At 72.6% G+C, this 23,552-nt stretch carries 23 protein-coding genes; 6 read left to right on the top strand and 17 right to left on the bottom strand.

Annotated elements, in window-relative coordinates:
* Nucleotides 1-48: 48 nt before the first annotated feature.
* From BMX97_RS15540 to BMX97_RS15525, 4 genes are all read right to left on the bottom strand, one after another.
* A complete protein-coding gene (locus tag BMX97_RS15540) occupies nucleotides 49-1,197 on the bottom strand; it encodes an NADH:flavin oxidoreductase/NADH oxidase (RefSeq protein WP_091752075.1) in 1,149 nt (382 codons plus the stop codon).
* A gap of 8 nt (nucleotides 1,198-1,205) precedes the next feature.
* Nucleotides 1,206-2,234: a cyclase family protein gene (locus BMX97_RS15535; protein WP_091751790.1), complete on the bottom strand. Its 1,029-nt coding sequence runs from the start codon at nucleotides 2,232-2,234 to the stop codon at nucleotides 1,206-1,208.
* A 61-nt stretch (nucleotides 2,235-2,295) separates the two neighbouring features.
* Nucleotides 2,296-3,495 carry an ABC transporter substrate-binding protein gene (locus BMX97_RS15530; RefSeq protein WP_210187638.1) on the bottom strand — a complete coding sequence of 400 codons (1,200 nt, stop codon included), beginning with the start codon at nucleotides 3,493-3,495 and terminating at the stop codon, nucleotides 2,296-2,298.
* A 201-nt stretch (nucleotides 3,496-3,696) separates the two neighbouring features.
* Nucleotides 3,697-4,383: a histidine phosphatase family protein gene (locus BMX97_RS15525; protein WP_091751783.1), complete on the bottom strand. Its 687-nt coding sequence runs from the start codon at nucleotides 4,381-4,383 to the stop codon at nucleotides 3,697-3,699.
* 130 nt (nucleotides 4,384-4,513) lie between these two features.
* Here BMX97_RS15525 and BMX97_RS15520 point away from each other — a divergent pair, with 130 nt between their 5' ends.
* Complete coding sequence (locus tag BMX97_RS15520) at nucleotides 4,514-4,939, top strand: PaaI family thioesterase (RefSeq protein ID WP_091751780.1); 426 nt, start codon at nucleotides 4,514-4,516, stop codon at nucleotides 4,937-4,939.
* Nucleotides 4,940-5,043: 104 nt separating this feature from the next.
* Nucleotides 5,044-6,495: an MFS transporter gene (locus tag BMX97_RS15515; RefSeq protein WP_091751777.1), complete on the top strand. Its 1,452-nt coding sequence runs from the start codon at nucleotides 5,044-5,046 to the stop codon at nucleotides 6,493-6,495.
* Between the two features lie 3 nt (nucleotides 6,496-6,498).
* On the opposite strand, the gene BMX97_RS15510 is transcribed toward BMX97_RS15515, so the two are convergent.
* The gene (locus tag BMX97_RS15510; protein WP_091751775.1) at nucleotides 6,499-7,572 is read right to left on the bottom strand and encodes an NAD(P)H-dependent flavin oxidoreductase; all 1,074 of its coding nucleotides are present in this window, start codon (nucleotides 7,570-7,572) and stop codon (nucleotides 6,499-6,501) included.
* Nucleotides 7,573-7,959: 387 nt separating this feature from the next.
* On the opposite strand from BMX97_RS15510, the gene BMX97_RS15505 reads away from it, so the two are divergent.
* Complete coding sequence (locus BMX97_RS15505; protein WP_091752072.1) at nucleotides 7,960-9,465, top strand: DEAD/DEAH box helicase; 1,506 nt, start codon at nucleotides 7,960-7,962, stop codon at nucleotides 9,463-9,465.
* A 78-nt stretch (nucleotides 9,466-9,543) separates the two neighbouring features.
* Here BMX97_RS15505 and BMX97_RS15500 read toward each other — a convergent pair whose 3' ends face one another.
* Nucleotides 9,544-9,870 (bottom strand): SIMPL domain-containing protein, encoded by a 327-nt coding sequence (locus BMX97_RS15500; RefSeq protein WP_091751772.1) that lies wholly within the window; start codon nucleotides 9,868-9,870, stop codon nucleotides 9,544-9,546.
* A gap of 263 nt (nucleotides 9,871-10,133) precedes the next feature.
* On the opposite strand from BMX97_RS15500, the gene BMX97_RS15495 reads away from it, so the two are divergent.
* Entirely contained in the window at nucleotides 10,134-10,319 is a 186-nt protein-coding gene (locus tag BMX97_RS15495; protein ID WP_091751769.1) for a YegP family protein, read from the top strand.
* Nucleotides 10,320-10,334: 15 nt separating this feature from the next.
* Here BMX97_RS15495 and BMX97_RS15490 read toward each other — a convergent pair whose 3' ends face one another.
* Together BMX97_RS15490 and BMX97_RS15485 are read right to left on the bottom strand one after the other, a co-directional pair.
* The gene (locus BMX97_RS15490) at nucleotides 10,335-10,538 is read right to left on the bottom strand and encodes a DUF2283 domain-containing protein (RefSeq protein WP_091751767.1); all 204 of its coding nucleotides are present in this window, start codon (nucleotides 10,536-10,538) and stop codon (nucleotides 10,335-10,337) included.
* A complete protein-coding gene (locus BMX97_RS15485; RefSeq protein ID WP_091751764.1) occupies nucleotides 10,535-10,783 on the bottom strand; it encodes a DUF4258 domain-containing protein in 249 nt (82 codons plus the stop codon). Before BMX97_RS15485 ends, BMX97_RS15490 begins: the two co-directional genes overlap by 4 nt.
* Nucleotides 10,784-10,971: 188 nt before the next feature.
* On the opposite strand from BMX97_RS15485, the gene BMX97_RS15480 reads away from it, so the two are divergent.
* Both BMX97_RS15480 and BMX97_RS15475 read left to right on the top strand, forming a co-directional pair.
* Nucleotides 10,972-11,298 (top strand): hypothetical protein, encoded by a 327-nt coding sequence (locus BMX97_RS15480; RefSeq protein WP_244538450.1) that lies wholly within the window; start codon nucleotides 10,972-10,974, stop codon nucleotides 11,296-11,298.
* A gap of 174 nt (nucleotides 11,299-11,472) precedes the next feature.
* Complete coding sequence (locus BMX97_RS15475; RefSeq protein ID WP_060848604.1) at nucleotides 11,473-11,667, top strand: hypothetical protein; 195 nt, start codon at nucleotides 11,473-11,475, stop codon at nucleotides 11,665-11,667.
* A gap of 29 nt (nucleotides 11,668-11,696) precedes the next feature.
* Here BMX97_RS15475 and BMX97_RS15470 read toward each other — a convergent pair whose 3' ends face one another.
* The 9 genes from BMX97_RS15470 to BMX97_RS15430 all read right to left on the bottom strand — a co-directional run bounded on the left by BMX97_RS15470 (nucleotide 11,697) and on the right by BMX97_RS15430 (nucleotide 23,552).
* Nucleotides 11,697-12,164 carry an NUDIX hydrolase gene (locus tag BMX97_RS15470; protein ID WP_348273124.1) on the bottom strand — a complete coding sequence of 156 codons (468 nt, stop codon included), beginning with the start codon at nucleotides 12,162-12,164 and terminating at the stop codon, nucleotides 11,697-11,699.
* A 5-nt stretch (nucleotides 12,165-12,169) separates the two neighbouring features.
* Nucleotides 12,170-13,336: an ABC transporter permease gene (locus BMX97_RS15465; RefSeq protein ID WP_091751758.1), complete on the bottom strand. Its 1,167-nt coding sequence runs from the start codon at nucleotides 13,334-13,336 to the stop codon at nucleotides 12,170-12,172.
* Nucleotides 13,333-14,358 carry an ABC transporter permease gene (locus BMX97_RS15460; protein ID WP_091751755.1) on the bottom strand — a complete coding sequence of 342 codons (1,026 nt, stop codon included), beginning with the start codon at nucleotides 14,356-14,358 and terminating at the stop codon, nucleotides 13,333-13,335. The genes BMX97_RS15465 and BMX97_RS15460 overlap by 4 nt, the downstream gene beginning before the upstream one ends.
* Nucleotides 14,355-16,424 (bottom strand): ABC transporter substrate-binding protein, encoded by a 2,070-nt coding sequence (locus BMX97_RS15455; protein WP_244538449.1) that lies wholly within the window; start codon nucleotides 16,422-16,424, stop codon nucleotides 14,355-14,357. The genes BMX97_RS15460 and BMX97_RS15455 overlap by 4 nt, the downstream gene beginning before the upstream one ends.
* The gene (locus tag BMX97_RS15450) at nucleotides 16,421-17,302 is read right to left on the bottom strand and encodes a hypothetical protein (RefSeq protein ID WP_091751752.1); all 882 of its coding nucleotides are present in this window, start codon (nucleotides 17,300-17,302) and stop codon (nucleotides 16,421-16,423) included. Before BMX97_RS15450 ends, BMX97_RS15455 begins: the two co-directional genes overlap by 4 nt.
* Before the next feature lie 64 nt (nucleotides 17,303-17,366).
* Nucleotides 17,367-19,244, bottom strand: coding sequence for an ABC transporter ATP-binding protein (locus BMX97_RS15445; protein WP_091751749.1), 1,878 nt, complete (start codon nucleotides 19,242-19,244; stop codon nucleotides 17,367-17,369).
* Nucleotides 19,241-21,217 carry a glycosyltransferase gene (locus tag BMX97_RS15440; protein WP_091751746.1) on the bottom strand — a complete coding sequence of 659 codons (1,977 nt, stop codon included), beginning with the start codon at nucleotides 21,215-21,217 and terminating at the stop codon, nucleotides 19,241-19,243. Before BMX97_RS15440 ends, BMX97_RS15445 begins: the two co-directional genes overlap by 4 nt.
* Nucleotides 21,214-22,311, bottom strand: a complete 1,098-nt coding sequence (locus tag BMX97_RS15435; protein ID WP_091751743.1) for a glycosyltransferase family 4 protein — start codon at nucleotides 22,309-22,311, stop codon at nucleotides 21,214-21,216. Before BMX97_RS15435 ends, BMX97_RS15440 begins: the two co-directional genes overlap by 4 nt.
* The gene (locus BMX97_RS15430; protein ID WP_091751740.1) at nucleotides 22,308-23,552 is read right to left on the bottom strand and encodes a glycosyltransferase; all 1,245 of its coding nucleotides are present in this window, start codon (nucleotides 23,550-23,552) and stop codon (nucleotides 22,308-22,310) included. Before BMX97_RS15430 ends, BMX97_RS15435 begins: the two co-directional genes overlap by 4 nt.

Genomic DNA, 23,552 nt, shown 5'->3' with positions numbered 1-23,552 from the left:
CGACACCTCAGGACGAGGTCGTGGATGGGAGGGGCCGGATGCCGAGGCTCACGCCCGCCACGGTCCCAGCCGGGCGATGTCCTTCTCCCGCCGCTCCAGCCACCAGCCGGCCTGCTGCGGCCACGCCTCGAAGCCGGGCTCCTGCGTGCCGTCGAGGATCCGGCTCGCCCGGACCGCCCAGTTCGGGTCGGCCAGCGCCTCGCGGCCGACCGCCACGAGGTCGGCGCGGCCCTCGGCCACGATGGCGTCGGCCTGGCGCGGATCGACGATCAGGCCGACCGCCATGGTGGACAGGCCCGTCTCCCGCTTCACCGCCTCGGCGAAGCCGACCTGGAAGCCGTAGTCGCGCCGGATCCGCGCGGCGGTGGCGGAGCCCGCGAGCCCGCCCGACGAGCAGTCGAGCACGTCGACGCCGAGCGCCCGCAATTCGCCCGCGAAGGCCAGCGTGTCGTCGAGCGTGAGGCCGCCCTCGAGCCCGTCGACCGCCGAGACCCGCACGAAGAGCGGCTTGTCCGCCGGCCAGGCCTCCCGCAGCGCCCGGGCGACGCGCAGGGGAAACCGCATCCGCCCGGCGCGGTCGCCCCCGACCGCGTCCTCGCGCCGGTTGGTCAGCGGCGACAGGAAGGTGTGCAGCAGGTAACCGTGGGCGGCGTGGAGCTCGATCACGTCGAACCCCGCCGCCTCGGCCCGCCGGGCCGCCGCGACGAAGGCCCCGGTCAGGGCGTCGAGGTCGTCGCCCGAGAGCTCGGCCGGCATCAGCCAGCCCTCGTCGAGCGGGACCGCGCTCGGCGCCACGATCGGCCAGGGCGCCTCGCCGCGGGCGATCTCCTCGGCCGAGAGCGGGCCGTTGCCCTCCCAGGGCCGCTGCATGCTGGCCTTGCGGCCGGCATGCGCCAGCTGCACCCCGGCGGCCGCGCCGTGCGCCTTGAGGAAGGCCGCGATCCGGGCGAGCGCGGCGCCGTGCGCGTCCGACCAGATCCCGAGATCGCCGTGGGTGATGCGGCCTTCCGGCACCACCGCGGTCGCCTCCAGGATCACCAGCCCAGCGCCACCGAGGGCGAGGCGGCCGTAATGGACGAGGTGGTAGTCGCCCGCCATCCCGTCGGCCGCCGAGTACTGGCACATCGGCGGGATCACGACGCGGTTGCGCAAGGCGACGTCGCGGAGGGAGACGGGGGTGAAGAGCGGCGCGGTCATGATCGGGCTCACACGGTGGCGATCGGCGTCGTCGGCGAGCCGACCGCGCCGGGCAGCCGCAGGGGCGGCGCCGTCAGGAGGAAGCGGTGGCGCCCATGCGCCCGCAGCCAGGTCGCGAGCGGCGTCAGGTGCCAGAGCTCGCCGAGATTGACCCCGAGGCGGAACAGGCAGTGCTCGTGGAGGGGGAGGGTGGCGCAGCACCCCTCCGCCGGCATCGCCGGATGGACCTCGACCGCGTAGTTGTCGGCGATGAGGGCGGCGAGCCCCGAATCGGTGACCCAGTTGAGGAGCTTGCGGTCGCGCCCGTCGAGACCGGCGCAGAGGTCGTGGACGATCGCCGGGTCCGGGTTGCGGTTCATGCCGAGCAGGCGCTCGGCGAAGCCGGTATGCAGGCAGACCATGTCGCCCGGCTCGACCGTCACCCCGTCGGCATCGAGGATGCGGCGAAGCTGCTCGTAGCCCACCGCCACCCGGGCCTCGCCGAGATGGGCGTGGAGGTCGATCATCACGCCGCGGCCCTGCATGCCGCGTTCGGCCAGCCGCTCGATGCCGAGCGCCCAGGCGCGGGAGGGCGCGCCGGCCTCCTCCGGGGTAGCGGGGCCGGTGATGTCGGTCCCGGCCCGGAAGCCGTTGTAGTAGACCGGGCGCGGGGTGCCGTCGCCCTCGGCGTCGAACAGCGAGCCGACATGGGCGAGGCTGTCCCACTGCGTCGAGTATTGCAGGTGGAGCACCGCGAGGTCGTCGCTGATCACGTCGGTGGCGTCGGGCACCTCCTCGCAGACCGGGAAGTTCATGTTCGGGCGGCCGCTCGCCCGCACGGTCGGGCGGATCTGCGGCGGGTGGCGCCGGGGGTTGAGCACGTTGCCACCCGGATAGTCGAGGGGCAGGCTGAGGCAGAAGGTCAGGCCTTCGCGCACCTCGGCCGCGCCCTGGCGCACCTTCTCGGGGGTCAGGAGGTTGAGCCGGCCGAGCTCGTCGTCGGGGCCGAAATCGCCCCAGGTCGAGCCCTCCGGCCGGCGGCGCCAACGCAGATTCATGGTCTGGACCTCCCTTCAGGGGTAACAGGCCGGCGCGCCGGTCCGCGGCGCGCGTCCGCCGTCACTTCTTCACCAGCGGGCAGCGCGAGGCCGCGAGCGGCTGGAACGCCTTGTCGCCCGGCACGGTCGCAACGCGCTTGTAGAGGTCCCACGGCCCCTTCGATTCCTCGGGCTTCTTGACCTCGAACAGGTACATGTCGTGGACCATGCGGCCGTCGTCGCGGATGCGGCCGCCGCGGGCGTAGAAGTCGTCGACCGGCGTGTCGCGCATCGCCTGCATCACCGGCCCGGTCTCGTCGGTGCCGGCCTTCCGCACCGCCTTCAGGTAGTGCATCACCGTCGAGTAGACGCCGGCCTGGGACATGTTCGGCATCTTGCCGACCCGGTCGAAATAGCGCTTCGACCAGGCCCGGGTCTCGTCGTCGAGGTCCCAGTAGAAGCCTTCCGTGAGCAGCATCCCCTGCGTCGCCTTGAGGCCGAGGCTGTGGACGTCGCTGATGTAGACCAGCAGCCCGGCGAGCCTCTGGCCGCCTTGCGTCAGGCCGAACTCCGCCGCCTGCTTGATCGCGTTGGTGGTGTCGGCCCCCGCATTGGCGAGCCCCACCACCTTGGCACCCGACCCTTGCGCCTGGAGCAGGAAGGACGAGAAGTCGGCCGTGTTGAGCGGCACCCGCACGGAGCCCAGCACCGTGCCGCCCTGGGCCTTCACCACCGCGCTCGCGTCGCGCTTGAGGTCCTGGCCGAAGGCGTAGTCGGCGGTGACGAAGAACCAGGAATCGCCGCCGGCCTTGACGGTGGCCTGCGCGGTGGAATTTGCCAGCGCGTAGGTGTCGTAGGCCCAGTGCACCGAGACCGGCGAGCACGCCTCGTTGGTGAGCCGCACCGCGCCGGGACCGTTGAACACGATCACCTTGTTCTTGGCCCTGGCGATGTCGGCGGCGGCGAGCGCCGTGGCGGAGGCCGCCACGTCGAGGATCGCGTCGACCCCGCCGGTGTCGAACCAGGCCCGGGCGGTGGTCGCGGCGATGTCGGGCTTGTTCTGGTGGTCGGCGACCACGACCTCGACGGGGGCGCCCAGCACCGTGCCGCCGAAATCCTCCACCGCCATGCGGGCGGCGGCCGCGCTGCCGGGCCCCGTGACGTCGGCATAGGGCCCCGACATGTCGAGCAGGAAACCGAGGCGCACCACCCCGTCGGAGATCTGTCGGGAGACTTTGGGAGCCGGCGCGGTCTGCGCACGCGCCACCCCCTGCCAGACCATGCCCTGCAGAGCATTGATCGGCATCGCGGCGACGAGCGTCGCCGCCAGAAGCGTTGTCCTCACCCGGTCCGTCCTTCGTCGAAGACGTTCGTTCGTGCGGTACGCCGTCGAGGGCGCCCGGATGCATGGTCCGGACAAGCGCCCCCGGTTGTCAACTGCGGGCCGAGCAGGTCGGCCCGGGAAAATCGGTATGGCGGCGCCTCACGCCGCCGGTCCGCCTCCCTCCGCCGTCCCGAGCCAGGGCTGGGCGTTGACCATCCCGACGCGCCAGCCGGCGCCGTCCGGGCCGTCGTAATGGTCGAGGAGGGTGAGCGAGCAATTCTCGATCGCGAAGGCGAGGCCGCCCTGGGGCGGCAGGTTCAGGGCGAGCGCGATCGCGGCCCGGATCGTGCCGCCATGGGCCACCGCCACGATGTCGCGCCCGCTATGCTCGGCGGTGAGCTCGGCGATGGCGCCGCCGACCCGGGCGGAGAGGTCCGAGAAGCTCTCGCCGCCGGGCGGGCATTCCTCGGCGGGGGCGAACCAGTAGCTCGCCGCGAGGGGCTGGCGGTCGGCGAAGAATTGCACCCGGTCCTGGCCCTGCCAGGCGCCGAGGTTCTGCTCGGCCAGGGCCGGAAGCGCGGTGAGCCTGGGGCCGCTGCCGTCCACCGTGAAGTCGCCCGCCTGCCACAGCGCCTCGGCGGTCTGCCGGGTGCGGCCGAGATGGCTCGCGACCCAGACCGCGCCGCGGGGCAGGACCGGGGCGAGGGCGGAGAAGACGTGGGCGTCGCTGCAATCGCAGGCGATGTCGGCGCCACCGTAGATGCGGCCGCCGTCGCCCCGGACGGGGGCGTGGCGCACCCACCACCAGCGGGTACGGACGAAGGAGGAGGGGGGAGAAGCGCTCATGCCCCCACTCTTAGCACCGCCCCCCGGCACCGCCAGACCGACTTCGGACGGCGGCGAGCCGAAATGCCGGCCCGAATTGCCAGGCCGGCGAACTCTGCCCATACGGGCCTGGAGCAAGCGGGAGCGGATGATGGACGAGGCGGAGCACGGCACGGACGACGGCACGATCTACGGGGCGACGATCCCGTTCGCTCGGCACTGCGGCATCGAGGCCCTGGAGGTGGTGGAGGGGCGCACCCGCCTGCGCCTGGCGCTCGGGCCGCAGCACGGCAACAACCTCGGCATCGCCCATGGCGGCATCCTCTGCACGCTGCTCGACATCGCCATGGGTACGGTGGCGCGCCTCACCGCCGGCCGGCCGGTGGTGACCCTCGACATGCAGACCCGCTTCCTGTCCCCCGGCCACGGCGTGCTGCTGGCGGAGGGCCGCGTGGCGCGGGCCGGCCAGTCGATCCTGTTCTGCGACGCCGAGATCCGCGACGAGGCCGGGCGGGTGGTCGCGACCTCGACCGGGGTGTTCAAGCCGGTCAACGTGAAGGAACACGCCAAGGCGTAGGGCGGGCTTCCGGGCGGGTCGCCGAGGTTTCCGATCGGTTTCGGGTTCCCCTGGCGGCGTCGGGGGCCATCTCCTCTCCGGCACGTCCAGAGCGAAGGGCCCCGATGACGCATCCCACCGCCACCCGCCCCGCCGTTGGCGGCGTGATCCAGACCGACGTCTCGGCCCGGCTCGACCGACTGCCCTGGGGCCGGTTCCACACGCTGGTGGTGCTGGCGCTCGGCATCACCTGGGTGCTCGACGGGCTCGAGGTGACGCTGGCGGGCGCGCTCGCCGGCGCTCTCAAGGCGAGCCCGACGCTACAGTTCTCCAACGCCGAGATCGGGCTCGCGACCTCGAGCTACCTCGCGGGCGCGGTGCTGGGCGCCGTCGGCTTCGGCTGGCTCACCGACCGCCTCGGGCGGAAAAAGCTCTTCTTCATCACGCTGGCGGTCTACCTCGCGGCCACCGCCGCCACCGGCCTGTCCTGGAACCTGTGGAGCTTCTGCCTCTTCCGCTTCCTCACCGGCGCGGGCATCGGCGGCGAGTACACGGCGATCAACTCGACCATTCAGGAGCTGATCCCGGCGCGGGCACGCGGCTGGACCGACCTCGTCATCAACGGCAGCTTCTGGCTCGGCGCGGTGCTCGGGGCCGGCACCTCGCTCGTCGTGCTCGATCCCGCCCTGTTCGGGCCGGATACGGGCTGGCGCGTCGCCTTCGGGCTCGGCGCCTTCCTGGGGCTCGTGATCCTCTTTCTGCGCACCTGGATCCCCGAGAGCCCGCGCTGGCTGATGACGCATGGCCGCCACGAGGAGGCCGAGGCGCTGGTCGCCGGGATCGAGGCGCGCTTCCGCGCCGAGGGTCACACCCTCACCGAAGGCCCGTTCCCGAAGGCGCGGCTGCGCCAGCGCAGCCACACGCCGCTCGCCGAGGTGTTTGCCGCGCTCAAGGCCTACCGGCAGCGGGCCTGGGTCGGCCTCGCGCTGATGTCGGCGCAGGCGTTCTTCTACAACGCGATCTTCTTCACCTACGCGCTGATCCTGATCGATTTCTACCAGGTGCCGGCAAACGGGGTCGGCTGGTACATCCTGCCCTTCGCCGCCGGCAACTTCTTCGGTCCGGTGCTGCTCGGGCGGCTGTTCGACACGGTGGGCCGTAAACCCATGATCGCCGCGACCTACGGGATGTCGGGGGTGCTGCTCGCCTTGAGCGGATGGGCGTTCCAGCAGGAGATCGTCACCGCGACGACCCTGACCCTGTGCTGGATGGCGGTATTCTTCTTCGCCTCGGCTGCGGCGAGTTCGGCCTACCTGACGGTGAGCGAGGTGTTTCCGCTCGAGATCCGGGCGCTCGCCATCGCTCTGTTCTACGCGGTCGGCACCTCGGTCGGGGCGGCGGGGCCGGCCCTGTTCGGGGTGCTGATCGAGGGGCATTCGCGCAACGCCATCTTCGGCGGCTACCTGCTGGCCTCTGGTCTGATGATCGCGGCCGGGATCGTCGCGGGAATCTGGGGCGTGGCGGCGGAGCGGAAGTCGCTGGAGGACGTAGCGAAGCCCCTGGCAGCCGAGACTTGAGGCTCAGCCCAGCGTCTCCGCCACCCCGTCCCAGATCTCCACGACCACCTCCCCCGCCGGCACCGCCCGCGCCAGTCCCGCCGCCTGCCCGGCCCAGGCCTGCATCCGGCCGAGGTCCCCCGCCTTTGCCGCCGCCTCGCGCATCGCCTGCGTCAGGCCGCGCTGGACGGGGTAGGGGGCGGGCGCCGGGGCATCCGGCGCCGCGGCGGCCGCGACGTACTCGGTCGCGAGGCTGCGGCCGGCGCGGCCGCTGAAGGCGCGGGTCAGCCGCGTGTCCTCGGGGCGGGCCCGGCCGAGGGCGTCGGCCCAGGGGGCGGGAATCCCGGCCTCGGGGCAGCGCAGGAACCCGGTCCCGACCTGCACGGCGCTGGCGCCGAGCAGCAGGGCCGCCGCGGCGCCACGGGCATCGGCGATGCCGCCGGTGGCGATGACCGGAATCCGCACCGCGTCGACCACCGCCGGCAGCAGCGCCATCAGGCCGATCGCGGATGTTTCGGCCTTCGCCGGATCGAAGCTGCCGCGGTGTCCGCCGGCCTCGGCGCCCTGCGCCACCACCGCGTCGGCGCCGGCCGCCTCCGCGGCCAGCGCCTCCGCCACCGTCGTGACGGTGGCCCACCAGGCGATGCCGCGCGCCTTGAGCCGCGCGACGAGGTCCGGCGGGTAGAGCCCCATGATCGAGGAGACGATCCGGGGCCGGGCCTCAATCACGGCCTCGCACTGGTCGGAGAAGTCCGGCGGCGTCGCGTCGCCCGCCTCCGGCGCCACGGCGGGACCGAAGCCGCCCAGGAATGCCCGCAGGCGCGCCTCCTGCGCGGGGTCGCGGACGGGGGCGGGATCGGGGATCCACAGGTTGATCTGGAACGGGCCGACCGCCCGCACCGCCTCGGCCCAGGCCAGGATCGCGGCGGGCTGCATCAGCAGCGCCCCGCAGGCCCCGAGGCCGCCCGCCCGCATCACCGCGAGCGACAGCGCCGGCGGGCAGGCCCCGGCCATCGGCGCGAGCAGCAGCGGCCGGCGCAGGCCGTAGGCCGCCGCGAAGGCCTCGGTACGGGCGAGGGCGGGATGACGACGCGTCACGGGCGGGCTCCGGGCAGGCACACCCGGCGGGTGCTCGTCGGCAGCATCGGATCCCCCGGGGCGGCAGGCAAGCCGGCCACCGGCGGGACGAGCCAAGCGTCCGGGGCAGGGGAGACCGTCGCGCCGTACCACCTCCCGCGATTGACTTCGCACCCGCACAACGCCATATGGCGGATTGCAGCGTCAGCGGCCTATCGTGGCCCGCTCGAGAGGGCTGCGTGACGGATTTCGCCGCGGCACCTGCGCGGCAGGCCCGGCCCTCTCTTAATCGCTCGTCCCTCGGACCGCTCCATCACGCGGGCGGTCTCCTGACATCGGATCGCGATGAAGGCCGTGCCCTGTGCGCGCCTTGCGGCGATCCCGCTGCCAAAATTCAAGAAGATTCCCTTGACCCAGTTCACCGATTTCGGCCTCGCGGCGCCGATCCTGAAGGCGCTCGCCCAGGCCGGTTACGTCACGCCGACCCCGATCCAAGCCCAGGCGATCCCGCCGGCGATGCAAGGCAAGGACTTGTGCGGCATCGCGCAGACCGGCACCGGCAAGACCGCCTCCTTCGCGCTGCCGATCCTGCACCGTCTCGCCAGCGAGAGCCCGTCGAAGCCCGCGCCGCGCCGCAGCTGCCGCGTGCTGGTGCTCGCGCCAACCCGTGAGCTCGCCAGCCAGATCGCCGACAGCTTCAAGGAATACGGCCAGTTCCTGAAGCTCACCACTACGGTGGTGTTCGGCGGCGTCACCATCGGCCGCCAGGAGCGGGTGCTGGCGAACGGCGTCGACGTGCTGGTCGCCACCCCGGGCCGGCTCCTCGACCTGATCGACCGCCGCTCGCTGACCCTCGACGGCGTCGAGTTCCTCGTCCTCGACGAGGCCGACCAGATGCTCGACCTCGGCTTCATCCACGCCCTCAAGCGGATCGTGAAGCTGCTGCCGGCCCAGCGCCAGAGCCTGTTCTTCTCGGCCACCATGCCGAAGAACATCGCCGGCCTGGCCGACCAGTACCTGAAGAACCCGGTCCAGGTCGCCGTGACCCCGGTCGCCACCACCGCCGAGCGGGTCGACCAGAAGGTCGTCTTCGTGCCGACCGGCTCGAAGCAGTCGCTGCTCGCCACCATCCTGCGCGACCAGTCGATCGACCGGGTGCTGGTCTTCACCCGCACCAAGCACGGCGCCGACCGCGTGGTGCGGGGCCTCGAGCGCGACGGCATCGGCTCGGCGGCGATCCACGGCAACAAGTCGCAGCCGCAGCGCGAGCGGGCGCTCGCCGCCTTCCGCGCCGGCACCTGCCGGGTGCTGGTGGCGACCGACATCGCCGCCCGCGGTATCGACGTCGACGGCGTGTCCCACGTCGTCAACTTCGACCTGCCGAACGTGCCGGAGGCCTACGTCCACCGCATCGGCCGCACCGCGCGCGCCGGCAAGGACGGCCTGGCCATCTCGTTCTGCAACGACGAGGAGAAGGCCTACCTGCGCGACATCGAGCGCCTGACCCGCCAGAAGGTGCCGGTGATGGCGATTCCCGAGGGCTTCGTGCCCCCGAGCCGCGAGGAGGCCGCCCAGGCCGTGGCCGAGGCCGAGCGCGACCGGCGCCAGCCCGGCTCGGGCCCGCGCGGCCAGCGTCCCGGCGGCGGTCGCCAGGGCCAGCAGCCCGGTGGGCGCCAGGGCCAGCCGGCCGGCCGTCAGGGCCAGCCGCGCCACGGCGCCGGCCGTCCGCAGGAGCCCCGCGCCAACGATGGCCGCGGCGGCCAGGAGGGCCGTCAGGGCCGGCCGCAGGGCCAGGGCCAGGGTCGTCCCCAGGGCGGCCAGCGCGCCGACGGCAACCGCCAGCAGCGCCCGGCGGGTGGCGGCGGCAACCGTGACGGCCGCGCGATCGGCTGGCTCGACCGCGCCCCGCGCTGAACGGCCTGACCCTCACTGAAAATCGAGAAGCCCGCGCTCCGGACAGGAGCGCGGGCTTCTTTCGTTTCGGGCGCCGCGTTAGCGCGGCGCGATCCGCCAGCGGATCGTCACGGCGGCAGAGAAGGTGACAACCGCCGGCGGGATGATCTGGGCGACGCGGGAGCGTGGCATGTCGGCATAGCCGTCCGGCGGCGAACCCTCGCCGTCGGTGATCTCGGTGATCTCCACCGGCTTCAGCTCCGCGGCCTCGGCATAGATGCGCGCCGGCTCGCGGGCATCGAGCACGGCGGCACGCCGCACCTCGTTGAGGGCCTGCCGCTCCGAGGCGACCGCGTCGGTGATCCTGCGAACCTCGACGACTCCGCTCGCCGCCAGCCGGTTGACCGCCTCGTCGACGGCAGCGATTCGAGAATCTCCTGAGCGCGCCGGGTGGGGTCACGGTGGGCCTCCACCGGGCCATCGAGCGTCTTGCCCCGGGTGACGATGCCGACGTCGACCCGCGCGGGATTCGGCTTGGTGGCGAACTGGCCCGTCCCGCGGACGGAGAGGACGTTGCCGCGACGTGGCACCATGATGACATGGCGTCAGGCTCTCCGGCCTCTCGGCGTTGTCGTCGGTCCATGCGGCCCCATCTCCATCCCTCATGTCATCCGGGCAGGAGACCGCCGATGCGCTTCGAACTCTATCGCGACGGCAAGGGCGAGTGGCGCTGGCGCCTGCGGGCCGAGAACGGCGAGGTGGTGGCCGATTCGGGGGAGGGCTACGTCCGTCGCGAGGATTGCGAGCACGGCATCGCGCTCGTGAAGGGGGCGACCAGCGCCCGGGTCGTCGATATGACGCTCAAGATCGCCTGAGAGCGAGGCTCGATCTCAGGCCGCCTCGGGTCTGAAGTTCTTGATATCGGCTCCCGCCGCCAGGGCGGCGGACGCGTCCAGGATCTCCAGGGCGACGAGGCGGCCGTCCGCGTCGAAGTCGAGGATCAGGCCAGGCTTGACCTCCTCGCTCTCCGCGACGGCGGTCTCGGCGAAGCGCACGTAGAGCGCATCGGCTTCGTCGTCGTAACGCAGCTTCACGTCGTACGCCTCCTTCGGTCCAAGAATGCCGTGACGATGTCGCAGCCGTCGGGCTCGGGCCGGTATACCACGCAAAGGACCCGACCGTTGCGCTCGGGTATCGCCGTGAAAGCGCGCAGGAGAGTGGGATCTCGCGCATCCGGCTCCGACTGATCAGGGTGGAGGATCGTCCGTTCGACCCAGCCGGCATCCAAGCCCCGCTCCTCCATCACGGTTCGGGCGTGGCGGGTGTCGGTGAAGCGCATGCGTCGATCGTCCCCGGGTGGCACAAGCCGTCGATCGATCCTAGCAAGGGGTCGTTAATCTTTGCGAAACGCATCTCCTTCACGCGCCACACCGTCGGTTCGACACGCAACGCTTTCTCGCCTCCGTGCGTTTCAGCCGTCCATGCCTCGATCGAGAGGCGACCGCCTCTCCCGGGAGGCCTTCTTGCATGAGTAGGACCGACGACGTGCTGAAGACCGTGATTCTGGCGGCCGGACTGATCCTGGGCGGCGCGGCCGCCATGCCGCAGGGCGCGAGCGCCGCTCCGCTGAGCGAGACCGCCGCCCCGGCGGCGACCTCCGCGCCGACCGCGTGGGCGCAGTACGGCTATTACGGCCGCCACCGCCACTGGGGCCACCGCGGCTACGGCTACGGCCACCGTCGCCATTTCGGTCCCGGCTACGGCTTCCGCGGCCCGCGCCACTTCGGGCACCGCCACTGGGGTCATCGCGGTTACGGCTACGGCGGCCCGCGCGGCTACTACCGCGGCTTCTGAGCCGAGGGACTTAAGCCACACCGGTTAGGCGGCCGCCCCCTTGCGGGGCGGCCGTGCCGCATTGTCGCCGCATCCGTGACCATGGTTGGCAGAGCTTGGCCGTTCCGGCGGCCCAAGCTTGGCTCATGGCCGGCCCGCCACCGCGCGGGCCCGGCCCCACCAAGGGAACCCGGAATGCCCCATACCCTCAACGAACGCCGTCGCCGCCTCGAAGCGCAGCTCGAGGATTACGAGCGGACGCTCGCCGAGATCCGCTCCTCCGCCGGCCTGGGCGCCAACAGCCGCGCCCTCCAGCTCCAGCATGCCCGCCTGATCTCGCAGGCCCGCACCGAACTCGCCTCGCTCGACGCCGAGGAGGCCGCTCTCTAGCGGCGGAGCCCCCCATCGGTCCCGCGGCCTCACGCGGGACCCTCCAGGGCGGAGCGCGCGGCGTCGTAGTAGGCCAGGATATCCTCGGGGTAGACCTGTATCGGCGGTGCTGCCAGCTCGGCCCGCGACCACCAGCGGTGCTCGGCCAGAACCTCGACCTCGTTCTCCGTCCAGCCGTCGCGGGAGAGGGAATCGGTCCCCGCCCGCACGGCGAAGAAACGCTCCTCCGCCCGGACCCATTCGCCGTCCGACAACTGCATGTCGAAGCGGCAGGCACCGACCTCGGGCGCCATCTCCGGGCAGTCGATCCCGGTCTCCTCCCGCAATTCCCGGATCGCGGCCTCGGCGAAGCTCTCGCCGGGCTCGACGCCGCCGCCCGGCGTCGCCCAGTATTCCTCGCCGGCGAGCGCCCCGCTGCGGAAGGCGAAGCGGAACAGGAGCAGCCGGTCCTCGCCGTCGAGGACGAGGAGCCGGGAGGCGGGGCGTTCGCGCAGCATGGCCGCTAGTGGTACGGATCGGCCGCGTCGCGAAGGCCGTCGCCCAGGAAGTTGAACGCCAGCACCACGATCACTACCGGCAGGATCGGCGCCAGCAGCCAGGGATGGAGCTGCACCGCGGCGAGGTTCTGCGCCTCGTTGAGGAGTACGCCCCAGCTCGTCACCGGCGGGCGCAGGCCCAGGCCGAGGAACGACAGGGCGGTCTCGCCGAGGATCATCGAGGGGATCGACAGCGTCGCCGAGGCGATCAGGTGGCTCATGAAGTTCGGGATCAGGTGCCGGGCGATGATCCGGGTCTTGGAGGCGCCCATCAGCTCGGCGGCGCGGACGTAATCCTCCTCGCGCAAGGCCAGGAGCTTCGAGCGCACCGCCCGGGCGAGGCCCGGCCAGTCGAGGAGCCCGAGGATCAGGGTGATGCCGAAGAAGACCAGGATCGGGCTCCAGTTCGGCGGCAAGGCCGCCGAGAGCGCGAGCCAGAGCGGCAGCTCGGGCAGGGAGCGCAGGATCTCGATCACCCGCTGGATCACGTTGTCGACCCAGCCGCCGAGATAGCCGGCGAGCCCACCGAAGAAGAGCCCCAGCGCGAACGACACCGCGATGCCGACGAGGCCCACCGTGAGCGAGATCCGGGTGCCCGAGACGATCCGCGAGAGGAGGTCGCGCCCGAGCCGGTCGGTGCCGAGCAGGAACATCGTGCCGTCCTGGGGCGGACAGACGAGGTGCCAGTCGGTATCGACCAGGCCCCAGAAGGCATAGGCATCGCCCCGGCAGAGGAAGCGCAGCGGCTGCACTTTCGTGCGGTCCACCGTGTAGTCGCGGTGGAAGGTCTCGATGTTGAAGGTGAAATGGTAGGGATGGGTGTAGGGCCCGACGAACCGGCCTTCGTGGAAGAGGTGGATCGATTGCGGCGGCGCGTAGAGGAAATCGCCGTGGCGCTTGGCCGGGCTGTAGGGCGCGATCACCTCGACGAACGGAATCAGGGCGTAGAACGCGATCAGGATCAGGCCCGCCGCCACCGCGACCCGGTGCTTGCGGAACTTCCACCAGGTCAGGCGCCAGGACGAGGCGCGGTCGACGGCGCTGCTCTCCGCCCCCACCGGCTCGGTGCGGCCGGGGTCGAAGGGGGCGGGATCGACGTAGTGGGGCGGCCGGTCGCGCAACTCCAGGTTCATCGACCGTCTCCTCCGAGGCGGATGCGCGGATCGAGCCAGGCGAGCAGCAGGTCGGAGACCAGCATGCCGATCACCGTGAGCATCGCCACGAACATCAGGATGAACCCGGCCAGGAACTGGTCCTGGCTCTTGAGGGCGGCGAGCAGGATCGGCCCGACGGTCGGCAGGCTCAGCACCAGCGACACCAGCACCGAGCCCGAGATCAGGTGCGGCAGGAGGTTGCCGATATCGGCGATGAACGGGTTGAGCGACATCCGGAACGGATATTTCAGCAGCGCCCGGGTCGGCGGCAGGCCCTTGGCGCGGGCGGTGACGACGTATTGCTTGGCCAGCTCGTCGAGGAGGTTGGCGCGCATCCGCCGGATCATCGCGGCGGTGCCGCCCAACCCGATCACCAGGGTCGGGACGACGAGATGGGCCATGAGCGAGCGCAGCTTCTCCCAGGTCCAGGGCTGGCCCGCATAGGCGCTGTCGTAGAGCCCGCCGATCGACACCCCGAACCAGCGGTTGGCGTAGAACAGCATCACCAGCGCCAGGAGGAAGGACGGCGTGGCGAGCCCGATATAGCCGATGAAGGTCGCGACGTAGTCGCCGAGCGAATATTGCCGCGTCGCCGAGTAGATCGCGATCGGGATCGACACCAGGTGGACGAACACCACCACGGCGAGATTGACCACGAGGGTGAGCCAGAGCGCGTCGCCCACCACCTCGCGCACCGGGCGGTCGTACTCGAACGACCAGCCCCAATTGCCCTGGATCAGCCCGTTGAAGGCGCCTTCCGGGTTGGGCCACAGCCCGATCCAGCGCAGGTACTGCTCCCAGACCGGACGGTCGAGGCCGTATTGCTGCATCAGGAACTGCGCCTTGGCGACGGACGCGGCCTCGCCCTGCGAGCGCAGCTCGGCGATCTGGTTGGTGAGGAAGTCGCCGGGCGGCAGCTTGATGATGACGAAGACCAGCGCCGAAATGACGAGCAACGTGGCCGCCATGGTGAGGAGGCGGCGGGCGAGGTAGCGGATCACCGCGCGGCCTCCTTCGGGGTCGGGCCCCAGTAGAACTCGTCCATGCGGTAGATGCCGATCAGGGCGGTCGGCTTCCAGCTGTAGGTCTCCTTGTCGGGGACGTTGCGCAGCCGGGTCTTGGCCACGACCGGCTGCAGCGCCCCCGAGACGGTACCGATCACCCACTGGTTCTCGGCCCGGTTCCGCAGCATCTCCCCCCAGATCGTCGCCTGCTCGGCGTTGTTGGCCGTGGCCATCCAGCGGGCGTTGAGGTCGATCAGCACCTTGGCGGCGGGGATGTCGCAGGGCTCGCCCTCCTTGCCCCGCGTCTCGACGTACTGGCCCCATTTCGGCCAGGCATAGGTATCCTGGTGGACGGGTGCGAGCTCGTCGGGGGACATCTCGGCGGTCGGCATCGCGAGGTCGAGACCTTGCGCCGCCACCATCACGGCGGCGCCCGAGTAGGCGCGGTTGCGCAAAACCGTGCGGTCCTGCGGCTTGACGAACAGCTTGACGCCGACCTCGCGCCAGAACTCCGAGACCAGGGTGAGCCCGTCGGTGAGCATGCTGCTCTCGCCGTCGGTCTCGACCACGATCTCGAGCTCGCGCCCGTCGGGCAGGAGGCGGATGCCGGCGCCGTTGCGCTGGGTCAGGCCGATCTCGTCGAGGAGGCGGGAGGCCTGCCCCGGGTCGTAGCCGGCATTGAGGGTGCGGTATTCCGGCCGGTAGAGCGGGCTCTCCTCGACCACCGTGTCGTTGCCCTCGGTGCCGAGCCCGAACAGCAGGGCGTTGTTGAGGGTGCGCCGGTCGATGGCGAGCGACAGCGCGCGGCGGTAGCGCAGGTCGCGGTTGAGCGCGCGCCAGACCGGGTCGGTGACGGTCAGGTTGGGATAAAGCGCCAGCTCCGAGCCGCGGGCGGTCGGCCAGAGATGAGTGCGGTAGCCCTTGGCGCGCTCGCCCTCGCGCAGGATCGGGATGTCCTCCATGTTGAGGCCGCGAAACAGGAGGTCGGCCTCGCCGGCATTGGCCTTGGCGGCGAGCAGGCCTCCGGCGGCCACGTCCATGTTGACCTTGTCGAGGTAGGGCAGCTGCTGCCCGTTGGTGTCGACCCGGTGGTAGTAGGGATTGCGCACGAAGACGAAGCGGGCGGCGGGCGCGGTGTTGGTCACGCGCCAGGGCTGGAGGGTCGGCAGGTCGGGGTTGGTCTGCTCGAACATCGCGTCGAGCCGGTTGTGCAGCGCCGCCCAGCCCTTGACCTTGGCCTGCTTGACCAGGGGCTCGATCTCGGCCTTGGGCGTGTACTTGACGTTGAACTTCCTGAGGTAGTGCGCCGGCCGGTAGATGAAGGGATCGCGTGGGGAGGCGAGTTCCGGCAGGAAGCGCGGGTTCGGCTTGTCCCAGGTGAAGCGGACGTGCAGCGGATCGAGCACCTCGAAGCGCGGCGGCTGCCCGTCGACCATCATGAATTCCGGCGGGCCGGACGGGCTCAGGTCCTTGCTGAGCGCTACGTCCTCCCACCAGTAGCGGATGTCCTCGGCGGTGAAGGGCTGGCCGTCGGACCAGCGATGGCCGTCGCGGATCGTGAAGGTATAGACCTTGTCGCCGTCGTTCTCGAATTTTTCCAGGATGTCGGCCTTCAGCCCCAGCTTCTCGTCGTAGCCGACGAGGCGGGTGTAGCTGTAGGTCGAGATGTAGCGGATGTCCCGGGCCTTCGAGACCAGTGTGACGAGGTCGCCGCCCGGCGTGCCGACCTGGCGGCCGTGCGCGACGGGATCGACGACCAGGGGTTGCTTGGGCAGGCGGTCGGAGGGGGAGTCGGCGAGGGCGGGATGGGTACCCGCCAGGAACAGGACAGATAGAGCGACGCGCGCCCAACCCTCCCCCCTCTGCGGGGGAGGGTGCCCCGCAACGCGGGGCGGGAGAGGGGCAGCGCGACGCTGATCCAGCAGGCGCCCTTCTTGAAGCGCGCGACCTCTCCGGAAGCGGGGATCCCCTCTCCCGGCCCCCTCCGGGGGCCCCCCCCCCCAGCAGAGGGGGGAGGGGTCAGCGGCGGCCGCGTCCGTGAAAAGACGTCCGAGCCAAGTCATGTCCCGTCCCTCCCGTGCAGGCGCACCCAGGTGAGGCGGGTGGGCGAGTAGCCGGTCGCGGCGTGCAGGTCGTCGAAGGCGTGGGTGGCGGCGATCGCCGCGCGGGCTCCTTCCGCCTCCGGGTCGTCGGGCCGGTAGACGAACTCGCGGCCGTTGCGGCGCCAGCGCACCGGCTCGCCGGAGCGGGGGGCGGTCAGCATCGCGATGGTCGGGAAGGCGGGCCCGCCATGGGCGTGGAGCCGGTGGGCGGCCGCGTCGTCGTCGAAGACCAGGCGCGTCAGGCCGCGCTCGCGGGCCTCCAGCACCCGGCGGGCCTGGCTGATGTGGTCGTCGAAGAAGCCGACCGCCCGGTCCGGGTCGAGGCGCGGCAGGCTCACGGTCGACCAGTCGACGGCGTGGTAGCGCGCGCGCGGATCGCGGTAGCGCAGGCCGGACAGGTCGGGATCGAAGCAGAAGATCTCGGCCTGCGGGCAGGCCTGGCGCATCACCCAGGTGGTCAGCCCGCGAAACACCCCCGATTCGACGATCACCTCGGGGGCGAGCGCCCGCATCAGCACGTAGAGCTGGAGCGCGCCGTTGAAGCCGTTGCCGCCGCGCTTCTGCGCGACCGGCGCCGTCGCGATCAGGTCCCAGAAGGTCGCGACCGCCGGGGCGGCGCCGCCCGGCAGGGCGAGCCCGGCCTGCGCCAGGTCGGCGTCGAGGCGCGCGGCGGCCGCCGCGATCAGCGCGTCGGTCTCCGGCCCGGAGAGCGGGCGGTGGTTCCAATCCGACACCGCCGGGACGAGATCGTAGCCGAGGCGGTCGAACAGGCGGCCGAGGAAGCGGCGGCGGAGCCGCTCGACGAGGGGGTGGGGGCGGAGGGCGGCACCGTTCGACATCGGGGGCTCTATCGGGGTCTCGTACGTCAGGTCGGGCGGCTTTGGGACTCAGGAGGCGTGGGGTTCAGGCAGCTTGCCGGCTCGCCGGGCCGGCGACCCGGACGCGGTGCCCGGGCTCGATCTCGGTCATGGTGCCGGCCGCGCCCCCGGTGAGGCGGTAGGGCTCGGGCCAGCTCGCCGGGTCGGAGAACCGGTCGCTCATCAGGAGCTTCAGGTCGAGGGGGTGGTCGAGGTCGGGCTCGGGCACGGCGGCGAGCAGCGCCCGGGTGTAGGGATGGGCCGGGTTCTTGAAGAGCGCCTCCTTCGACGCCTCCTCGACGATGTAGCCCCGGCACATGACGGCGATCGTGTCGGCGATGTAGTCGACCACCGCGAGGTTGTGGGAGACGAACAGGTACGAGACGCCGAGGCTCGACTGGAGGTCCTTGAGCAGATTGAGCACCTGCGCCTGCACCGAGACGTCGAGGGCCGAGACCGGCTCGTCGCAGAGCAGCACCCGGGGCTTGAGCGCCAGCGCCCGGGCGATGCCGAGGCGCTGGCGCTGGCCGCCCGAGAAGGCGTGCGGGTAGCGCCGCAGGGACGCCTGGTCGAGCCCGACCATGTCCAGGAGCTCCTTGGCGCGCTCGTAGCGCTCGTCGGCGGTGCCGACGCCGTGGATGCGCAGGGGCTCGGTCAGGAGCTCGTAGACCGTCATCCGCGGGTTGAGCGACGAGAACGGGTCCTGGAACACGAACTGGACCGCCCGGCGGAAGTCCTTCAGCTCCCGGTCCTTGAGGGCGAAGACGTCGCGGGGGCCGCGCCCCGAGCCGTCGTCGAAGGTCACGGTGCCGGCATCGGGCCGCAGGGCCCGCATCACCACCTTCGACAGGGTGGTCTTGCCGCAGCCCGACTCGCCGACGAGGCCGAGCGTCCGGCCCGGATGCAGGCTCAGCGACACGCCGTTGACGGCGTTGATGGTGCGGGTCTTCCCCTTGAACCAGCCCGAGCGCAGGGTGAACGACTTGCGCACGCCCTCGATGGCGAGGAGGGGGCCTGCCGGATCGGGCCGGTGCGGCTCGCCGGCCTTGCGGGCGAGCACCGCGCTCCTCACCTCGCGGATCGGGGTCAGGCGCTCGCCGGGCGCCATGTGGAAGCGCGGCACCGCCCGCATCAGGGCCTTCAGGTAGGGATGGCCGGGATGGCGGAAGATCTCCTCCCGCGAGCCGGCCTCCATCACCCGGCCGCGATACATCACCACGACGTCGTCGGCCATGTTGGCCACCACCCCGAGGTCGTGGGTGATGAGCAGCATCGCCATGCCGGTCTCGGCCTGCAGCTCGCGCATCAGCTCCAGGATCTGGGCCTGGGTGGTGACGTCGAGCGCCGTGGTCGGCTCGTCGGCGATGAGGAGCGCGGGCCTGGTGATCAGCGCCATCGCGATCATCGCGCGCTGGCGCAGCCCCCCCGACAATTCGAACGGGTAGGTGACCAGCGCCCGCTTCGGATCCGGGAAGCCGACGCGGTCGAACACCTCGATCGCCCGCGCCGTGGCTTGGTCGGCCGAGACGTCGGCGTGGAGGCGCAGGGCCTCGGTGACCTGGTCGCCGACGGTGTGGAGCGGCGACAGCGAGGTCATCGGCTCCTGGAAGATCATCGCGATGCGCCCGCCGCGCAGGGCCTGCATGCGGGCGGAATCGGCCTTGAGCGCCGCGATGTCGGTGCCGCCGGCGGGACCGGCCGGATCGGACAGGCGGATGCTCCCGCCCGAGATCCGCGCGACCTTCGGCAGGATCTGCAGGATCGCCTGCGCGGTGACCGACTTGCCCGAGCCCGACTCGCCGACGAGCGCCACGGTGCGGCCCGCCGGCACGTCGAGGGACAGGCCGTCGACCGCCCGGAACGCGCCGGTATCGGCCGAGAAATCGACCCGGAGGTCGCGGATCGACAGGAGCGGAGCCGTCATCCTGATGCCGTGCTGTCCTCTCGGGGCGGGGGCGCCCCCGGATCATCGCGGAAGATAGGGCCCGGTTGTGACACGGGCAGCGGCGGGTTCGCAAACAATGCGGCGGCGCGCGATATTGTTGGAGGCCGGCTTTTGGCCGCGCGATCCGCGAGGTGGTCGAGGAACCGGGCGCAGAACGCCCAGGTCGCGTCGTCCTGCACGAGGTGGTGGGTGAGGAGCCCGACCGGGCCGCCGCCCGCGACCGCCGCGGCCGCCCGGGCGATGACGCCGTCCGGGTCGGCGAGCCCGCCGCCGGAGCGCCATGCCACCGGATCGACCGCCGCATGGGCCTGGACCAGGCCGGGCACCGGGGCGACGGGGGCTGCGGCCGAGAGGCCGCGATAGCCGATCACCGGCAGGATTCCCGGCAGGTCGGGAGCGAGACGGTTCCAGGGCGGCACCAGCACCGGCAGCAGGCGGGGGCCGAGGCAGGCGCGGGCGAGCGCCAGGGCCTCGGCGGCCTCGGCTCGCAAGACCGCGAGTGGGCGGTGGGAACCGAACTCGGCCTTCTTGGTCCCCGGCGGCGCATGGTCCGTGTGGGCGAGACCGTGGACCAGGAGATCGACCCCGGCTTCGTCGGCGAGGCGCGCGGCCAGCGACGGCTCGGCCCGGGCCGGCACCGCGGCGAGCGCCACCGGCCAGCCGGTACGGGACGCCAGGGCGAACAGGCGGTCGAGGGCCGGGGTGTGGGCGACCGCGTCGTCGTCGCGCCACCAGAGCGCGATCGGGCGGCCTTCGTCCGCGGCGCGGCTCAGCGCATCGGTGAGGAGGGTGAAGTCGATGGACGGAGGACAGCCGAGATGGGAACGGACGCCATCCAGCATCGCCGCGACGGTCGTCACGCTCCGCCGCGCCCCGTCGCACGCGACGGCGTGGCGCATGCCCGGCAGCGGAGCGGCCTGGACCGCTGCGGCCAGGCACTCGGCCGTCAGCGCGCCCTCCGGCAGCACCCGGGCGAGGCCGCGGGCCGCCAGCGTGTCGGCGCGCAGGCGCTGCTCGGTCTCGTGCCCGGCCTCGAACGGCACCAGCACGGCCGGGCAGCCGCTCCGCAGGAGGTCGAGCACGGTGTTGTAGCCAGCCTGGCTGATGGACAGCGCCGCCCCGGCGAGCAGCGCGCGGAAATCCGGCCGCGCCCGCTCGACGACCGCGTTCGCGGGCGCGGCGTCCCGCAGGGCGGCGAAGGCCGGCTCGGGCACGGCGCGGCCGACGAGGATGCGCCAGGTCAGGCCGGGCGTGAGGGCGGCGGCGGCGACCGCGGCCTCCTGCAGCGGCAGGCCGGCCGCGCTCGACCCGCCCGAGACGACGATGCCGGAGCGGGAGCCGCCCGGCGCGGGCACGACCTCGCCGTCGTCGACGTAGCCGGTGTAGCGCAGGCGCGGCGCCAGGTCCGGCGCGACCGGCCAGGAGGCGTCGAGCGGCAGGAAGGCGGGATCGCCGTGGACCAGCACGGCGTCGTAGGCGGTCAGGCGCGCGTGGGTGGCGGCGATGCGCTCGGGCCGGCTCGGGGTCGCCAGGATGTCGCGGATCGACGCGAGGAGCAGGGGGCGGGGCACGGCCGCCCGCACGGCCTCGACCAGCGCCTCGAATTCCGGCGCCAGCACCCGGCGTCCGAACGGGTAGAGCTCGGTGATCACCGCGTCGGGTGCGGCCTCGGCGAAGGCGGCGGCGAGGCCGTCGCGGCGCGCGGCCAGGCGCTCCGCCGTCACGGGCGCGCCGTCGGGGTCGAGCAGCGTCGTGAAGGCGGTGCCGACGATGCGCAGGGGCGGCAGCTGCACCAGGCGCACGCCGTCGAGGCGCGGCAGCGCTACGGGCATCCCGCCCGACACCAGCGTCACCGCGTGGCCGGCCCCCGCGAAGGCCCGCGCCAGGGCGGCCGCCCGGGTCAGGTGCCCGGCGCCCAGCAGGTGCGTGACGGCGATCAGGATCCGGCTCATGCCCGGGGCGCCCGCAGGAGGGGGGAGAGCGTGTCGCGCAGGATCGCGGCGGCCCGGTCGAGGCTGCGCTCCCCGTGCACGAAGGCGAGGGCGCTCGTGCGCATCGCGGCGAGCCGGTCGGGTCGGTCGGCGAGGGTGCGGATCGCGGCGGCGAGGGCGGCCGCGTCGCCGGGGGGCGTCACCCGGCCGGTCAGCCCGTCCCGCACCACGTCCGGCACGCCGCCATAGGCGCCGGCCACCACCGGGCAGCCATGGGCCTGGGCCTCCAGGAGCGCCATGCCGTAGGCCTCGTTGACGGCCGGCCAGACCAGGAGGTCGGCGGCGGAGTAGAGGGCCGAGAGCGCGTCGGGCGCCACCGCGCCGTGCCGGCGGACCCGGACGCCGAAGGGGGTGAGGAGGTCCGTCACCGCCGCCGCGGCCGGGCCGTCGCCGGCGACGTCGAGGGTCCAGTCGAGGTCGCCGAGCCGTGCCAGGGCCTCGGCCAGCAGGCGGTAGGAGGCGAGCTTGTCGCCCTCGCGCATCATCGCGACGGCGAGGAGGCGCAGGGGACCGGGGATCCGGTCGGCCGCTCCTACAGGCCAATCGGCCGGATCGAGGAAGGGCGGCAAGTCCGCCAGCATCTGGCGCGCTGGCCGCGCCGCCTCGAGGGCCGGCCGGTCGCGGCGGTTCATCGCCAGGATCAGGTCGGCGGCATCGAGCCCCGCCTCGGCGCCGGCATGGCCCAGCGCGTGCGGGCCGTACGCGCGCTTTGGCGCCCGCGAGCCCTCCGCCACCACGTAGGGGATGCCGAACGCCGCGGCGACCGCCGGGCCGATCCAGTCCGGCGCCTTGTAATAGACGTGGTAGGTGAACCAGAGCGCGGGCGGGTCGAAGGACCAGGCGGCGATCAGGCGTCCGGCCTCGGCCAGCGACTCTTCCCTCACGCCCGGATGCCGCGTCCCGTCGGGATCGCGGGTGCGCAGGGTGCTGGCGACCTCCGGGGCGAAGCCCGCCGCCGCCAGCGCCCGCAGGAGGAGCCGCGCCATCGTGCGCTCGCCGGAGGGCACCGGGTGGTCCGGGGCCTTGAGCGGCGCGTAGAAGGCGACGCGCCTCATCGCCGGGCCGCATCCCCGAGCAGGTGCGCGACGGTGTCGAAGCCGGCCTCGGCGCCGAACTCGGCCCGGAGGCGGGCGAGCGCCGCGGCGGCGAGGCGGGCCCGCTCGACGGGATCGCGGGCCAGCAGGTTGACGGCGTTCGAGAGCGCGCCCCAGTCGCCGGGCGGCACCAGCCGGCCCTCGATCCCGTCGCGCAGGAATTCGGGGATGCCGGCGAAGTCGGTCGCGACGACGCAGAGCCCCTGCGAGGCCGCCTCCATGATCACGTTGGGCAGCCCGTCGCGGTCGCCCGAGGGCGCGCGCTTGGCCGGCAGCACGAACAGGTCGGCCTCGCGCAGGAGAGCCACCACCTCGGGCTGGGGCTTTGCCCCCAGGAAGACTACCTTCTGGCCGAGGCCGAGCGCGGCGGCCTTGGCCCGCAACGCCGCCAGCTCCTCGCCGCCGCCGACATGGGCGAGGCGCCAGTGCAGGTCCGGCGGCAGGGCCGCGAGGGCGTCCAGAAGGTCGTTGAACCCCTTCTTGGCCACCGCGCGGCCGACGCTGACGACCCGCAGGGGATCGGCCGGGTCCGACCCGTCCCGCGCCGGGCGGGACTCCGGGGGTGCGGGAAACCGCGACAGGTCGAGGCCGTGATAGACGAGCGAGACCCGGTCCGGCCCGGCCGCGACCTCGCGCAGCCGCGCCGCGCCCGCCGCCGTGCAGGTCACCGCGAAGGCGAGGCGGGGATCGTCGAGCTTGCCCGCGAGTTCCCAGTCCGGCGTGGTCCAGATGTCCTTGGCGTGGGCCGAGGCGCTCCATCGCCGGCCGGTCAGCGCGGCGGCGTAGCGCGCCACGGAGGCCGGGGTGTGCAGGTAGTGGACGTGGATGTGGTCGGTCTGCGCCGGCAACTCGCGGGCCAGCACCAGGGCCTGGCCGAGGCGCCGGCCGCGATTGGCGGTGAAGTCCCGGGCGAGGTCGCGGCGGGCGAGCGCCAGGAAGGTCCACAGGCCCGGTCGGCGCAGGGCCGAGACGGCGCCGCGCAGCACCCGCCAGGGTGCTTGGTAGAGGTATTCGGGCAGGTAGGAGACCGGCGCGCGGATCTTGCGGTGCATCGGATGCACGGCGCCGTCATGCGGGCGGCGAAGCGACCAGATCGCGAGGTCGAGGCCCCGTGCCTCGAGCCCCAGCAGCTCCTGGGCGATGAAGGTCTCGGACAGGCGCGGGTAGCCCTTGAGGAGGACGGCGATGCGGAGCGGGGCCAT

Source organism: Methylobacterium sp. ap11, from assembly GCF_900110515.1.
GTDB classification, from domain to species: domain Bacteria; phylum Pseudomonadota; class Alphaproteobacteria; order Rhizobiales; family Beijerinckiaceae; genus Methylobacterium; species Methylobacterium ajmalii.
This window is presented reverse-complemented; position numbering and strand designations above follow the sequence as displayed.

Coding starts and splice junctions, on each gene's coding strand:
- BMX97_RS15540 (WP_091752075.1), bottom strand. CDS start 1,197: ATGACCGCGCCGCTCTTCACCCCCGTCTCCCTCCGCGACGTCGCCTTG.
- BMX97_RS15535 (WP_091751790.1), bottom strand. CDS start 2,234: ATGAATCTGCGTTGGCGCCGCCGGCCGGAGGGCTCGACCTGGGGCGAT.
- BMX97_RS15530 (WP_210187638.1), bottom strand. CDS start 3,495: ATGGTCTGGCAGGGGGTGGCGCGTGCGCAGACCGCGCCGGCTCCCAAA.
- BMX97_RS15525 (WP_091751783.1), bottom strand. CDS start 4,383: ATGAGCGCTTCTCCCCCCTCCTCCTTCGTCCGTACCCGCTGGTGGTGG.
- BMX97_RS15520 (WP_091751780.1), top strand. CDS start 4,514: ATGGACGAGGCGGAGCACGGCACGGACGACGGCACGATCTACGGGGCG.
- BMX97_RS15515 (WP_091751777.1), top strand. CDS start 5,044: ATGACGCATCCCACCGCCACCCGCCCCGCCGTTGGCGGCGTGATCCAG.
- BMX97_RS15495 (WP_091751769.1), top strand. CDS start 10,134: ATGCGCTTCGAACTCTATCGCGACGGCAAGGGCGAGTGGCGCTGGCGC.
- BMX97_RS15485 (WP_091751764.1), bottom strand. CDS start 10,783: ATGCGCTTCACCGACACCCGCCACGCCCGAACCGTGATGGAGGAGCGG.
- BMX97_RS15480 (WP_244538450.1), top strand. CDS start 10,972: ATGAGTAGGACCGACGACGTGCTGAAGACCGTGATTCTGGCGGCCGGA.
- BMX97_RS15475 (WP_060848604.1), top strand. CDS start 11,473: ATGCCCCATACCCTCAACGAACGCCGTCGCCGCCTCGAAGCGCAGCTC.
- BMX97_RS15470 (WP_348273124.1), bottom strand. CDS start 12,164: ATGCTGCGCGAACGCCCCGCCTCCCGGCTCCTCGTCCTCGACGGCGAG.
- BMX97_RS15465 (WP_091751758.1), bottom strand. CDS start 13,336: ATGAACCTGGAGTTGCGCGACCGGCCGCCCCACTACGTCGATCCCGCC.
- BMX97_RS15455 (WP_244538449.1), bottom strand. CDS start 16,424: ATGACTTGGCTCGGACGTCTTTTCACGGACGCGGCCGCCGCTGACCCC.
- BMX97_RS15450 (WP_091751752.1), bottom strand. CDS start 17,302: ATGTCGAACGGTGCCGCCCTCCGCCCCCACCCCCTCGTCGAGCGGCTC.
- BMX97_RS15445 (WP_091751749.1), bottom strand. CDS start 19,244: ATGACGGCTCCGCTCCTGTCGATCCGCGACCTCCGGGTCGATTTCTCG.
- BMX97_RS15440 (WP_091751746.1), bottom strand. CDS start 21,217: ATGAGCCGGATCCTGATCGCCGTCACGCACCTGCTGGGCGCCGGGCAC.
- BMX97_RS15435 (WP_091751743.1), bottom strand. CDS start 22,311: ATGAGGCGCGTCGCCTTCTACGCGCCGCTCAAGGCCCCGGACCACCCG.
- BMX97_RS15430 (WP_091751740.1), bottom strand. CDS start 23,552: ATGGCCCCGCTCCGCATCGCCGTCCTCCTCAAGGGCTACCCGCGCCTG.